Source organism: Segatella hominis (assembly GCF_004535825.1).
GTDB classification, from domain to species: Bacteria; Bacteroidota; Bacteroidia; order Bacteroidales; family Bacteroidaceae; genus Prevotella; species Prevotella hominis.
The window spans coordinates 33,679-47,699 of sequence record NZ_SGVY01000029.1 but is presented as its reverse complement, the minus strand read 5'-3'; the positions used below and the strand labels follow the sequence as shown (position 1 = coordinate 47,699).

Here is a 14,021-nt window from a genome sequence, read left to right as displayed (position 1 = left end):
AGTTTTGCTTGTCTTCTTTTCGCAACACTAAGGTAAGTGAAAATTCTGACATGGCAAAATCCTGGGCAACTTTTTGTTGCTCAGGCACTTATAAATAATGTTAAACTATAGTGTTGCGGAATTAAGGAACAAATTGCGAATTTTTGAGTTATTATAAAAGAAACAAAACAAAATTAATAGTGAAATGAAGAAATTAATCATCTTTTCGCTCATGCTTTTCATGGTCTCATCAGTAGCCATGGCTCAATCTTCCAGCATGACCGACGACCAAGTGATGCAATTTGTGGTAAAGGAGCACGGCTCTGGAACCTCGAATGCACAAATCGTCACCAAGTTGATGCAACGCGGTGTTGATATTTCACAGATTCGACGTGTACGCACTCGCTATGAAAAGGAAGCCAAACAAGGCGGCCTTGCCAGCGCTACAGGAAAAGTCTCATCAAACGGCTCGCGCCTACGTACCAACAATGGTAAAACCCGTGAAGATTATGGGAAAGAGGCAGATAAAGAGGCCAGCAACTATAGCAACTATAGAATCAAAGGCCAGCGCGACTACTCCTATAATCATACATACGACAATCATGATGAAGAGTACATGGATATGCAGAATGAAATGTATGGCATCTATCCTGACTCTACACAGATGCTCCGCCATTTGCTGGCTGAACAGAAGTACAATCGCAAGAAGGTCTTCGGTCGCGACATCTTTAATAATAAGGAGTTGAGCTTTGAGCCTAATATGAATATCGCAACCCCACAGAACTATCGCTTGGGTCCTGGTGATGCTGTCATCATCGACATCTATGGTGCATCCCAGAAAACCATCGAGAGTACTGTTTCTCCAGATGGAACTGTTACCATCGAGGGGTATGGTCCGGTGAATGTCAGCGGCCTCACCGTTGCTCAGGCTAATGCAAGATTGCGCGGTACATTAGGTAGCAGATATTCTTCCAGCCATATCAAGTTGACAGTAGGCCAGACCAAGACCATTATGGTCAATGTGATGGGTGAGGTAAAGGCTCCTGGAACCTATACCCTCTCAGCCTTCGCTACCGTTTTCCATGCCCTCTACATGGCTGGAGGAACCAACGATCTGGGTACACTCCGTAATATTAAGGTATATAGAAACAACAGGTTGGTTACTGTAGTTGATATCTACGACTACATCCTCAATGGTAAGTTGACAGGCAATGTACGACTTGCAGACAATGATGTGATCGTAGTGGGTCCATACGACTGTCTGGTCAACATTACGGGTAAGGTAAAACGCCCGATGTTCTATGAGATGAAAAAGAACGAGAGCATCAATTCCCTGCTCAAGTATGCCGGCAATTTCACTGGTGATGCTTATAAGAAATCGGTACGTGTGAACAGAAAAACAGGAAGAGAATATGCTGTATTCAATGTTGACGAATTCGACTTTGTCAGTTTCCACATTGCTGATGGCGATTCTGTAAGCGTTGACTCCATCTTGCCAAGATATGCCAATACGGTAGAAATAAAGGGTGCTGTATTCCGTCCTGGTATGTACAATATCGGCGAACAGATCAACAGCGTTCGTTCTCTGGTAGAACATGCAGAGGGTCTTACTGAAGATGCATTCACCAATAGAGCGGTCATGCACAGAATGAAACCAGACCGTACATTGGAAGTTATCAGTATGGATATCGCAGGTATCATGAGCGGAAAGGTGGCAGATATTCCTTTGAAGGAAAATGATGTGCTCTTCATCCCTACCCGACAGGATAAACTGATAGAGCGAACCATCACAATCCGCGGCGAGGTACAGTATCCAGGAACCTACAAATATGCCGATAATGAAACCATTGAAGACTTCGTTCTTCAGGCTGGTGGTCTGACCGACAAGGCATCCACCGTGAATGTCAACGTAAGCCGCCGTGTTTCTGATGCCAAGGCATTGCAACCAGACAGTTTGATTGCCCAGACATTCACCCTCTCCCTGAAGGACGGTTTTGTCATTGATGGAACTCCTGGCTTTGTTCTGATGCCTTTCGACGAAGTTTCCATCCGCAAGAGTCCTGCATACAACGAACAGGAAAATGTGAGCATCGAGGGTGAGGTTATGTTTGCTGGTGCTTACACACTCACCAAGCGTAATTCCCGCATCAGCGACCTGTTCTACAAGGCAGGTGGAGCTACCAATGAGGCATATATCAAGGGAGCTCGCTTGATTCGTAGAGCCAACAGTGCAGAGAAAGCCCGTATGGAAGCGGTTCTGAAGATGCAGCGTGAGCAACAGCAGAAGAATCTCCTCCAGTTGGCAGCAAGCAGTAACAGCGGCAATCTCCAACAGGTTGCTGAAGGAGCCAAGAATGCAGAATTGGAGAAATTCAATGTTCCAGATGAATATCCTGTAGGAATCGACCTGGCTGCTGCGCTCAAGAATCCTGGTTGCGATGATGACCTGGTACTGCGTGAAGGAGACCGACTGGTCGTTCCACAATATACAGGAACCGTAAAAATCAATGGTGCTGTAATGTATGCCAATACTGTTGCCTATGAAAAGGGCAAACGAGCAAGCTACTACATAGACCAGGCTGGCGGTTTTGCTTCTGATGCCATCAAGAGTAAGTCGTACATCATCTATATGAATGGTAAGGTTGCCAAGGTTGGCCATGGTGCTAAAGTTCAACCTGGTTGCGAAATTGTTGTTCCTGCCAAGTTGAAGCGCAAGATGAGTATTGCAGAAACGATGAGCCTCGGTACAAGTATGTCGAGCATCGCAGCCATGATTGCCACAATTGCTAATTTGAGCAAGTAATATTCCAATGCAAATAACACCATCTATTGAAAAATAGCACCGCTTATTTGTTTGAAATTATTTAATTTATATTTAATAAAACTCCCCAGATTCGTCAGGAATCTGGGGAGTTTCTTTTTTATAATTATGTATGAATCTTATTCTGCAAAATCATTTTGCAAAGAGCAATAAAAAGGCGAGAAGTCAGGAGACCTCTCGCCGGAAATATAAAAATCTACTAATTAATCCAAGTTCAAGCTCTTCTTGATAGCCTCGATCTTCTCCATAGCAGCTGCTGTACAACGGTTATAGCAACCTGCGCACTTGAATGAAGGATCCTTTACCTCGATATAGAACTTAATCTTAGGCTCTGTACCAGAAGGGCGAACACTCACCTTGGTGTTATCATCACAGAACCACTGGAGTACATTGCTTGTTGTTGGCATGTCAAGTTTCTCTACACTGCCATCAGCATGCTTAGCCTCCAAGCTCTGGTAGTCCTTCCAAGTTACTATCTTGCTGCCACCCAACTCCTGTGGAGGGTTAGCACGGAAATCAGTCATCATCTGCTTGATTTCATCAGCACCCGTTTTACCAGGACGAACTACGTTTACAGTGAATTCCTTGCTGAAACCATACTCTGCATAGATCTGCATCAAGAGATCGTAGAGAGTCTTGCCCTGATCCTTAGCCCAAGCAGCGATTTCGCAAATGAGGCAGATAGAAGCAGGAGCATCCTTATCACGTACCTTATCGTATGGCAAGAAACCGAAACTCTCCTCACCACCACCGATATACTGCTGCTTGCCCTCAGAGATAGCAATCTCGCGTGCAATCCACTTGAAACCAGTGTAGCAGTCACGCAACTCTACGTTGTTCTTCTTAGCAATCTCAGCAATTACCTCTGTTGTAACGATGGTCTTCACGAGGAAGTCTGTTGGCTTCAACTTGCCCAACTTCTTCTTGTTCTCAATGATATAGTAGCAGAACATCATGGCGGTCTGGTTACCATTGATGATCATCCATTCGCCCTTGTCATCGCGGCAAACGATAGCAAGACGGTCAGCATCTGGGTCGGTAGCTACTACGAGGTCAGCATTCAACTTAGTACCGAGCTTCATACCAAGGGTCATAGCCTCAGCATTTTCTGGGTTAGGAGAAACAACGGTTGGGAAATTGCCATCTACAACCATCTGCTCAGGAACTACATTGATATTCTGGAAGCCCCATGAACGCAAGCAGAGAGGAACGATGACACGACCAGTACCATGCATAGCTGAGTAAACAATGTCGAGGTCCTTCTGACGATTGATGACATCCTGGTCGATCATGGCAGAATGAACAGCAGTCATATAGTCATAATCCATCTCACCACCGATAATCTTAATCAAATCCCAGTTAGCCTCAAACTTCACCTGATCGATAGTAACCTTGTTCACCTCCTCAATGATACCCGTATCATGTGGAGCCAAAACCTGAGCACCATCACTCCAGTAAGCTTTGTAACCATTGTACTCCTTAGGATTGTGAGAAGCAGTTACGTTCACACCAGCCTTAGCACCGAGCTCGCGGATAGCGAAAGAAATCTCTGGTGTAGGACGGAGGCTTTCAAAGAGATAAGCCTTGATACCGTTGGCAGAGAAGATAGCTGCAACAGTCTCTGCAAAGAGACGAGAATTGTTACGGCAGTCGTGACCTACCACTACAGAGAGGTTCTCCTCACCTGGGAAAGCCTTGAGGATGTAGTTGGCAAAGCCTTGAGTAGCCATACCTACAATATACTTGTTCATACGGTTGGTTCCTGCGCCCATGATACCGCGCAAACCACCTGTACCAAACTCCAAGTTCTGATAGAAAGCATCTACAAGAGCTGATTTGTCTTCAGCCTCGAGCATTGCCTTTACTTCATTACGTGTTTCTTCATCAAAAGCGGGAGTGAGCCACTGCTGTGCTCTTTCTTCACACTGCTTGATTAATTCTGCGTTATTAGCCATAGTCTGATTATATATATGTTATTAATAATTTGAGTACAAAGATATATAAATTATTTCATAAACCCAACAAGTTTGGAGTTTTTTTTGTATTTTTGCACTTTGAAACGGAAATGAAAATAGAATAAGGCTGATATTTTGCAATATTGTATTAGTTTTATGGTAATAATTTAAGATTAAAAAAATATGGAAATATATTATACGGGCGTTATCATCGCCATTTCCACCTTTGTAATAATAGGTATCTTTCATCCTATCGTGATGAAGACGGAATATTATACGGGCATCCGGTTCTGGTGGATATTCCTCGTTGCCGGCATTCTCTGCATCGGTGCAGCCTTTCTGATTGCCGATGTACTCTTCTCTGCCATTTTAGGCGTGATAGGTGCCTCCTGTCTGTGGAGCATCGGTGAACTCTTCGAACAGAGAGAGCGATGCGAGAAAGGCTGGTTCCCGAAAAATCCGAAACGGATTGGAAAGGGATATTACAGGGACGAGGAGAAAGTGAGGAGGAAAGAGTGAAGAATGAAGAGTGAAGAATAAAGAACGATCATGAAGACAGAACTGATATTGGTCGGAAAGACCGTAAACAAGCATTTTATTGCGGGCATCAAGGACTATGCTGAGCGCATCACCCACTATATGCCCTTCAATATTACAACTATTCCTGAGCTCAAGAATACGAAAAGCCTCAGCGAACAGCAACAGAAGGAAAAAGAGGGGGAAATGATTCTAAAACTCCTGCAGCCTTCAGATACCGTTGTATTGATGGACGAACATGGTCAGGAATTCCGCAGCATCGAATTTGCTAAGTGGATAGAACGTAAGCAGGCTACTGCCAGAAGACTTGTCTTCATCATTGGTGGTCCTTATGGTTTCTCGCAGGCTGTTTATGACCGTGCAAACGAGAAGATTTCCCTCTCCAAGATGACTTTCTCGCATCAGATGGTGCGCCTCATCTTCACGGAAGCGCTCTATCGTGCCTGTACTATTATAAAAGGTGAACCTTATCATCATGAGTAAAGGTAAAAAAGTAAAAAGGTAAAAAGGTAAAAAGTAAAAAATGGCAAAAGATAAATATATTGAGATAAAAGGAGCCAGGGCTAACAATCTCAAAAACATAAATGTCAAGATACCTCAAGGTAAATTTGTTGCCATCACGGGTGTCTCTGGTTCTGGTAAGTCATCGTTGGCTTTCGACACACTCTATGCCGAAGGTCAGCGCCGTTATGTGGAATCTCTATCTTCATACGCCCGACAGTTTTTGGGTCGAATGAGCAAACCAGAATGTGACTTCATCAAGGGATTGCCACCAGCCATCGCCATCGAACAGAAAGTTATTTCCCGTAACCCACGTTCCACCGTGGGCACCAGTACTGAAATTTACGAATATCTCAGATTGCTCTATGCACGCATAGGAAAAACTATCTCTCCTATCAGCGGACAGGAGGTAAAACGCCATACCACAGAAGATATCTTATCTTGTACCCGACAATATTCCAAGGGAACCAAGTTTGTTATCCTTTCCCCTCTTCACATCGCTGAGGGACGGAGCCTCAGCAAGCAGTTGGAGATGTATATCCAGGAAGGATATGCACGCATCTTGGTGAGAAACGAGTTCGAACGCATCGAAGACTTTCTGGATAAAGCCAATAGCGGCGAAATGCTTTCGCCTGAAGTAAGCATGAAGGATCTTCTTGAAGCCTCTGACGAAAAACTCAAGAAGCTGATGACTGAAACGGGGATGGAAATCTTTCTCGTGATAGACCGTTCTTCCGTAAGTGAAGAAAAAGATGATATCAGCCGTCTCATGGATTCTGCGGAAACGGCATTCTACGAGGGAGATGGCGCCTGCCGCCTCCTGTTCTTGCCAAGCAAGATTGCCTATGATTTTTCTACCCGTTTCGAAGCTGATGGTATGACCTTCGAGGAACCGTCAGACAATATGTTTTCCTTCAATTCTCCCTTAGGTGCCTGTCCTACCTGCGAGGGTTACGGAAGTGTAATCGGAATCGACGAAAAACTCGTCATCCCTAATACTTCCCTGAGTGTTTATGATGGTTGTGTAGTTTGCTGGCGAGGCGAGAAGATGGGTATGTGGCTCAAGGAATTTATCCGCAGAGCAGAACCCTATAATTTTCCTATCTTCAAACCATACTTCGAACTCTCTCAAAAAGAGAAAGATTGGCTGTGGCATGGTCTTCCTTCCGAGAAGGATCGTGAGCCACACGACAGGGTGAGCATTGACGAATTCTTCAGAATGGTGAAGGAAAACCAATATAAGATACAGTACCGCGTGATGCTCAGCAGATTCCGCGGCAAGACGATTTGTCCAGATTGCCACGGCACTCGCTTAAAGAAAGAAGCCAACTACGTGAAGATTGGCGGCAAAAGTATTACTGAACTCGTGGAGATGTCTATCACCAATCTCAAGATCTGGTTTACCAAACTGGAACTGACCGAACACGAGAAATGCGTGAGCAAAAGACTTTTTGCCGAGATTACCAACCGTCTGCAGTTCCTGCTGGATGTGGGACTCGGTTATCTCACGCTCAATCGTCTTTCCAACTCCCTTTCAGGAGGTGAAAGCCAGCGCATCAACCTGACCACCAACTTAGGTTCTTCACTTGTAGGAAGTGTCTATATTCTCGACGAGCCAAGCATCGGTCTTCACAGCAGAGATACAGCACGACTCATCAAGGTGCTGAGAGAATTGCAGCAATTAGGAAATACGGTAGTCGTCGTAGAGCATGACGAGGAAATCATGCGGGCTGCCGACTACCTGATAGATATCGGTCCGGATGCTGGTCGTCTGGGCGGTCAACTGGTTTATGCAGGTCCTGCTTCTGAGTATTCTACTACCGACAAGGAAGCCCAGCAGAAGCTCTTGGAGAAATACCCTGATAGTTACACCATCAAGTATCTCACCCATCATGAAAAGATAGAAACACCAACAAGCCATCGTGCCTGGAACCGTTTCATCGAAATCAAGGGTGCCAGAATGAATAACCTGAGAGGCATCGACGTCAAGTTGCCACTCAATGTTTTTACGGTGGTGACAGGTGTCTCTGGTTCCGGCAAGAGTTCACTCATCAAGGGAATCCTCTTCCCTGCCATGCGCCGCCATTTAGACTTGGTGGCAGATGCACCAGGTGAGCACTTAGGCTTAGAAGGCGATGTCAACGCCATCAAGCATGTGGAGTTTGTGGATCAGAACCCTATCGGTAAAAGTTCCCGCAGCAACCCTGCCACCTATCTGAAGGCATACGATGCCATCCGTTCGCTCTTTGCCAACCAACCGTTGTCAAAACAGATGGGATTCACTCCTGCCTATTTCTCCTTCAATGCTGAGGGAGGAAGATGTGAAGAGTGCAAGGGAGCAGGTTATGTAACAATCGAAATGCAATTCATGGCAGACCTGGTTTTGCAATGCGAAGCATGCAAAGGCAAACGATTCAAGCACGATATCCTTGAGGTACAATACGGAGGTAAGAATATTAATGATGTGCTCAACATGACCGTGAACGAAGCTATCGAATTCTTTGCAGACGAGAAGAACCAGCACAATAATGGTGACTTCGATTCCTGCCGCGTCATCGTCAGCCGTTTACGCCCTCTGCAGGAAGTCGGATTAGGCTATATCAAGCTCGGACAGAATTCAAGTACGCTTTCTGGTGGAGAAAACCAGCGTGTCAAACTTGCCTTCTTCATCGGTAAGGAAGATCAGGAACCTACCCTCTTCATCTTCGACGAGCCTACCACCGGTCTGCACTTCCATGATATCAAGCGACTGCTTCATGCTTTCAATGCACTCATTGAGAGAGGGCACTCACTGGTTGTCATCGAGCATAATCTTGATGTCATCAAATGCGCCGACTATATCATCGACCTCGGTCCTGAAGGAGGTGACAAGGGTGGCAACCTGGTTGTTGCCGGTACGCCAGAGGAAGTGATGCAATGCAAGAAGAGTCTTACAGGACAATTTCTGGCTCAATTGCTTGATAAAGAATAGAATATCGCATGATTAAGTATAAAATATTGTAAAAAAGTAGCAGAATACTAAACTTTATGCGTAACTTTGCATCCAAATATGCAAATAAAAAGTTGAATATAAATAAAATCAAAGATATGAAAAGATTTATCTTAGCGCTGACAATGCTTGTTGCCATGGTAGCAACAGCAAGCGCACAGGCAGAAATCAAGTTTGATAAAGTGGTACACAACTTTGGCAACTTCAGCGAGAAGTCTCCTGTACAGAAGACTACTTTCACTTTCACAAACGTAGGCAATAAGCCATTGATTATCAATCAGGCCATCGCCAGTTGCGGCTGCACTATTCCAGCCTATACCAAGCAGCCTATCGCACCAGGTCATAAAGGTCAGATTACTGTAACATACAATGGCAAGGGTATGTTCCCTGGTCATTTCAAGAAGTCTATCACCGTTCGCAGCAATGGCAACGTTGAGATGACACGCCTTTACATCGAGGGTGTCATGGTGGAAGAACAGAAATAAATCTGATTGCACTGAAACTAAAAAATGATATTTTATTTTTCTGGTACAGGAAATACCCGCTGGGCTGCCATCAAATTGGCAACAGCTACACATGAGCGACTGATTGATATTGCCGAAGAAATGAGGCTCATCAAAAAATCAGGCGCCCAATATACTGAGCCGTTCATCTTAGAAAAAGATGAACGGCTTGGTTTCGTTTTCCCCGTTCATGGTTGGAGGGTTCCAAGACTTGTCAGGGAATTTATAGCTAAACTTCAGGTCAATCTACCAACTGAAGAAGTACACCCCAACCATGAATCGCCAGTTCCAAGCCCCGTTTACGCCTATGCTGTCTGTACGGCTGGTGACAGTATCGGACTGACCATAGAGAATCTCAACGAAACGATTGCCTCCAATTCTTCCTTATCGAATATCGGAGTGCATGAGGTAGCCTCTTCCTTCTCTCTCATCATGCCTGAGTCATACGTAGGATTACCTTTCATGGATGTCGATCCGAAGGAAAAGGAGATTCGGAAAAAGGAGAAGTCAGCATTGGAACTGGAAGAAATCAGCGAGGAGATTTTCAATCGTAAGGAAGGTATCTGCAGATTGGTAAAAGGTCCTATTCCATGGTTTTTCACCAAGGTTGTGGGTGGTTTCTTTGAAAAAGTTCTCATTACAGACAAGCGCTTTCACGTCACAGCAGACAAATGTGTGAAATGTGGCATCTGCGCCCATGTCTGTCCCGTTGGAGATATTGATGGCGGTAAAGGGAAAATGCCTGTATGGCTGCATCATGACGACTGCCTCACATGTTTCAATTGTTACCACCATTGTCCGCACCATGCCATCGAGTTTGGTCACCAGACCCAGAAGAAGGGACAATATTATTTCAAATAAAGAATTCTATCAAACAAATAAAGTTATCATTTAGCATTCAAATAAAGCATCAATCAAACGAAATTAGCATTAATAATTAAAAATCATTATATGAAGAAGATTTTACTTAGCATTGCATTTGCTCTGATGGGCATCGCAAGCGGCTTTGCTGCAAAAGCATACTCTGGCATTATCACTGTTACCCAAAGCGACGGAACAGAATTGAACGTCAGAATATATGGTGACGAACATTTCAATTGGCTCACCACAGAGGACGGAGTTCTTCTTGTACAAGAAGGAAACAACTACTATATTGCAGAAACTACCTCATACGGCACATTGAAAGCTACAAAATTTATTGCCCACAATGCTAACAAACGTGTGCCTGCCGAAATCAAAGCCATCAAAAAGCAAAACCATTCCCGCTTTAGAAGTTATGCCATTGAACAAGCATCAACAGCAAAAGCGATGGGCACAGGAAACAACGGAGTGAAGTATTTTCCACACAGTGGCAGTCCAAAGGCATTGGTTATTTTGGTTGAGTTTTCTGACACACCCTTCCAAAGTGGAGAGAAAGCCAAGAATGTATTTGAGCACTTCCTCAAAGGCAATGTTGAGGACGACTTACCCGATGGATATGAAGCATATACAGGTTCATACAAGAATAAGAACTTACGCAACAAAGGAAGTGTTTCTGACTATTTTTACGACATGAGTAAGGGCTCATACACTCCACAGTTTGATGTCGTAGGTCCTTATAAACTCAATCATTCTTCTCTTTACTATGGACAAGGTGACAAAGACAACACCTATGCCCTTGTCAGCGATGCCTGTAAAGCAGCCGATAAAGATGTTGACTTTTCACGATATGATGCAGACGGTGACGGAATGGTAGATCTCGTGTATATCATATACGCAGGCTATCCTGCCAGCATGTCGGGCAATCCAAATGACATTTGGCCAAAGTCTGGACCTGGTGATGGCGGTTTCGGAACCTATGACGGCAAAAAGGTCTGCAGATATGGAGTTCATGCAGAACTCAACTTTGGACGGGAATTGAACCAAAAGAACGGTTTCTTACTTAGCGGAATCGGACTGTTCTGCCATGAATTCTCTCACACGCTCGGTCTGCCCGATCTTTACCCTACTGTTGACGCATCAAAAGTAGATAACCAAAACCCAGAAATGTGGGATTTGATGGACGGAGGAGAATATACTTTTAATGGCGGCTACTGCCCTACTCCTTATTCACCTTGGGAAATGGATGCCATGGGATGGGCTACACCTGTAGAATTAGGAGATGAAGCCAAACAGGTTACATTAAATTCCTACTATAAAGAGAGAACTGCTTACAAGATTAATGGAGAAAATGACGAATACCTTCTTATCCAAAATATCCAAAAAGGCGGATGGTGGTATGGGATTGCACATGTTTACAACACAGGTATGCTGATTTGGCGAATTGACTATGGCACTAAAGATGTCAACCTTTTTGACAATCCCAATAACAACATAGGCAAACCAAAAGTCATGATTGTTCCTGCTGATGGTTATGTAATCTCTGACTACAACCATGGTGATGGCAAAAAATGGACAGACGCTCAATACAAGGCAAGTCTCCAAGCCGATCCATTCCCAGGTACTAAAAATGTGACTGAACTTTTGAGTGTCGAACTCAACAACAGCACATTGAAAAAGCCTTTCTACAACATCAAGGAGACCGACGGCGTCATTACCTTCGATTATCTCAAGGACTTTGCTACAGGTATCGACAGCCCTGTCATCCAGCAGAATCAGGAGAAGGATACACGTATCTTCACCCTCGATGGTCGCTACTTGGGCACAGATGTTAGTCAGCTCACCAAGGGAGTTTACATCATCGGAAAGAAGAAGGTTATCATCAAGTAAGACACATAATTCTTTACAATACATTTCAAATGCGAATTCGCTATCCAGCGAATTCGCATTTTTTGTTTACCCCACTTTCATTTTTCCCTGCCCACGGAAAAATTTGCGCTTGGGCAAGGAGAAATTTTTCCTTGCCCAAACTCTATTTCCTCACTCAGTTTATAAGAAGGCAAATCTGCAGAAAGCCTACGAATTATTTTAACAGAGTTTATTTTTCATTCCTATACACAAAAACTTTCTACTGAAAAAAAATAGCAGAATCTTTTGGCTACTTGCTCAAATTATATTATCTTTGCATTCAATATGAGAATAGATATTATCACTGTATTACCGGAAATGCTGGAGGGATTCTTCAATGAGTCTATCCTGGCACGTGCACAGAAGAAGGGTCTCGCAGAGATTCATCTCCATAACTTGCGTGATTATACATTAGATAAATGGAAACGAGTAGATGACTATCCATACGGAGGAAGTGCCGGCATGGTGATGCAATGCGAACCTATCGACCGCTGCATTACAGCCCTGAAGGCAGAACGCGAATATGATGACGTCATCTATGTTTCTCCAGACGGAGAGACTTTCAACCAGAAGATTGCCAATGAGATGTCGATGCAAGGCAACCTCATCATCCTCTGCGGTCACTACAAGGGAATTGACCAAAGAGTGAGAGACCATCTCATCACCCGTGAGATTTCTGTAGGCGACTACGTATTGACAGGTGGCGAACTTGCTGCAGCCATTATCTCTGATGCAGTAATCCGTTTGGTTCCAGGAGTCATCAGCGATGAACAAAGCGCTCTCTCCGACTGTTTTCAGGACGACATTCTTGCAGCCCCTATCTATACCCGACCAGCAGACTATAAGGGTTGGAAAGTTCCTGAGATACTGCTGAGCGGAAATGAGGCTAAAATTCGCCAATGGGAATTCGACCAGGCCATGGAAAGAACCAGACGCCTGCGCCCTGATTTATTGGAAGAATAAAGATGCATTGGAATAAATCATAAAGTTGAGTCTTTGAGATAAAAAACAAATAAGTCATTTAGCATGACTGTCTGAAAGAGACAGCATGACTAAATGACTTATTTTTATTTGAAATTCTGGCAGAATCTCTCTCCCAAAGTGAAGCCTTCTTCGTATAACCGTTCCAATTTGAGAGTATCTTTCTCAATACGTCCCACCTCAAGCGGACGAAGCGGGCGAATACATGTGATCTTACCCGCAGCCTCCAGGTCATCTACAAGTTGGATCTGTTCATTATATACCTTATGACGATGACTCAGAGCAACACGAAGACGAGGATAGTTCGTATATAAATAAGGTATCTTGCGATCCTTCCCATAATCACGCCACCCTTTGTTGCGGGTCAGTATCACCACATTATGCTCATATCCCATATCGATGGCGTGCTGAACAGGAATACTGTCGGCAATACCACCATCCAGCATTGGGATACCATCCACATTCACAATCTTGCTGACATAAGGCAAGCTGCTTGAAGCTCTGACGACATCCAGAGCACGCTGCTTATCATGAGTTTCAGAAAGATACATGGCATGCCCCGTCAGACAATTGGTCGTTACCATCTCAAAACCTTCCGCATGCTGGAAAAAAGTATCAAAATCGAAAGGCAACAACTGGTTGGGAAATTTATCATAAAGCAACCGGCGGTCGAAGATGCAACCTTGAGTAACCAGATGCCGAAGACCGATATATTCATACCGATCCAAGTAATCGATATTGGAAATACGGGCACGACGGGGTTGGCGACTGATATACGACATACCATTGCAAGCACCTGCAGAAACAGCCACCGTATATGGGAAATACAAATCGTGTTTCATGAAGGCATCCAGTACCCCGCTTGTAAACACACCTCTCATTCCGCCTCCTTCCAAGACCAGTCCCGTTTTTCTTTCCATCTTCATACCATTTACCTGTTTTTTTATTCATTTTTGCACAAAAAGCGGGCTTTTATTATTAATTATTTA

The 14,021-nt window shown here is 44.2% G+C and carries 10 protein-coding genes; 8 read left to right on the top strand and 2 right to left on the bottom strand.

Translation table 11 applies throughout. From position 1 onward, the window contains the following. Positions 1-184 precede the first annotated feature (184 nt). Entirely contained in the window at positions 185-2,782 is a 2,598-nt protein-coding gene (locus EXN75_RS11030) for a polysaccharide biosynthesis/export family protein (RefSeq protein ID WP_134843859.1), read from the top strand. A 221-nt stretch (positions 2,783-3,003) separates the two neighbouring features. On the opposite strand, the gene EXN75_RS11025 is transcribed toward EXN75_RS11030, so the two are convergent. Further along, the gene (locus EXN75_RS11025; RefSeq protein ID WP_134843858.1) at positions 3,004-4,755 is read right to left on the bottom strand and encodes a phospho-sugar mutase; all 1,752 of its coding nucleotides are present in this window, start codon (positions 4,753-4,755) and stop codon (positions 3,004-3,006) included. A gap of 183 nt (positions 4,756-4,938) precedes the next feature. Here EXN75_RS11025 and EXN75_RS11020 point away from each other — a divergent pair, with 183 nt between their 5' ends. From EXN75_RS11020 to trmD, 7 genes are all read left to right on the top strand, one after another. Next, complete coding sequence (locus tag EXN75_RS11020; RefSeq protein ID WP_134843857.1) at positions 4,939-5,274, top strand: DUF4491 family protein; 336 nt, start codon at positions 4,939-4,941, stop codon at positions 5,272-5,274. A gap of 30 nt (positions 5,275-5,304) precedes the next feature. Further along, complete coding sequence (gene rlmH / locus EXN75_RS11015; protein WP_118117122.1) at positions 5,305-5,775, top strand: 23S rRNA (pseudouridine(1915)-N(3))-methyltransferase RlmH; 471 nt, start codon at positions 5,305-5,307, stop codon at positions 5,773-5,775. 40 nt (positions 5,776-5,815) lie between these two features. Then, the gene (gene uvrA, locus EXN75_RS11010) at positions 5,816-8,764 is read left to right on the top strand and encodes an excinuclease ABC subunit UvrA (protein ID WP_134843856.1); all 2,949 of its coding nucleotides are present in this window, start codon (positions 5,816-5,818) and stop codon (positions 8,762-8,764) included. A 116-nt stretch (positions 8,765-8,880) separates the two neighbouring features. Beyond that, positions 8,881-9,267 carry a DUF1573 domain-containing protein gene (locus EXN75_RS11005; protein WP_134843855.1) on the top strand — a complete coding sequence of 129 codons (387 nt, stop codon included), beginning with the start codon at positions 8,881-8,883 and terminating at the stop codon, positions 9,265-9,267. Positions 9,268-9,291: 24 nt separating this feature from the next. Continuing rightward, entirely contained in the window at positions 9,292-10,146 is an 855-nt protein-coding gene (locus tag EXN75_RS11000; protein WP_134843854.1) for an EFR1 family ferrodoxin, read from the top strand. A gap of 90 nt (positions 10,147-10,236) precedes the next feature. After that, positions 10,237-12,033, top strand: coding sequence for a M6 family metalloprotease domain-containing protein (locus EXN75_RS10995; RefSeq protein WP_134843853.1), 1,797 nt, complete (start codon positions 10,237-10,239; stop codon positions 12,031-12,033). 303 nt (positions 12,034-12,336) lie between these two features. Next, positions 12,337-13,014: a tRNA (guanosine(37)-N1)-methyltransferase TrmD gene (trmD, locus tag EXN75_RS10990; RefSeq protein WP_118117118.1), complete on the top strand. Its 678-nt coding sequence runs from the start codon at positions 12,337-12,339 to the stop codon at positions 13,012-13,014. 104 nt (positions 13,015-13,118) lie between these two features. On the opposite strand, the gene EXN75_RS10985 is transcribed toward trmD, so the two are convergent. Beyond that, a complete protein-coding gene (locus EXN75_RS10985; RefSeq protein ID WP_134843852.1) occupies positions 13,119-13,958 on the bottom strand; it encodes a patatin-like phospholipase family protein in 840 nt (279 codons plus the stop codon). Positions 13,959-14,021: the final 63 nt, after the last annotated feature.

Coding starts and splice junctions, on each gene's coding strand:
- EXN75_RS10985 (WP_134843852.1), bottom strand. CDS start 13,958: ATGAAGATGGAAAGAAAAACGGGACTGGTCTTGGAAGGAGGCGGAATG.
- EXN75_RS11020 (WP_134843857.1), top strand. CDS start 4,939: ATGGAAATATATTATACGGGCGTTATCATCGCCATTTCCACCTTTGTA.
- uvrA (WP_134843856.1), top strand. CDS start 5,816: ATGGCAAAAGATAAATATATTGAGATAAAAGGAGCCAGGGCTAACAAT.
- EXN75_RS10995 (WP_134843853.1), top strand. CDS start 10,237: ATGAAGAAGATTTTACTTAGCATTGCATTTGCTCTGATGGGCATCGCA.
- EXN75_RS11030 (WP_134843859.1), top strand. CDS start 185: ATGAAGAAATTAATCATCTTTTCGCTCATGCTTTTCATGGTCTCATCA.
- EXN75_RS11000 (WP_134843854.1), top strand. CDS start 9,292: ATGATATTTTATTTTTCTGGTACAGGAAATACCCGCTGGGCTGCCATC.
- trmD (WP_118117118.1), top strand. CDS start 12,337: ATGAGAATAGATATTATCACTGTATTACCGGAAATGCTGGAGGGATTC.
- EXN75_RS11005 (WP_134843855.1), top strand. CDS start 8,881: ATGAAAAGATTTATCTTAGCGCTGACAATGCTTGTTGCCATGGTAGCA.
- EXN75_RS11025 (WP_134843858.1), bottom strand. CDS start 4,755: ATGGCTAATAACGCAGAATTAATCAAGCAGTGTGAAGAAAGAGCACAG.
- rlmH (WP_118117122.1), top strand. CDS start 5,305: ATGAAGACAGAACTGATATTGGTCGGAAAGACCGTAAACAAGCATTTT.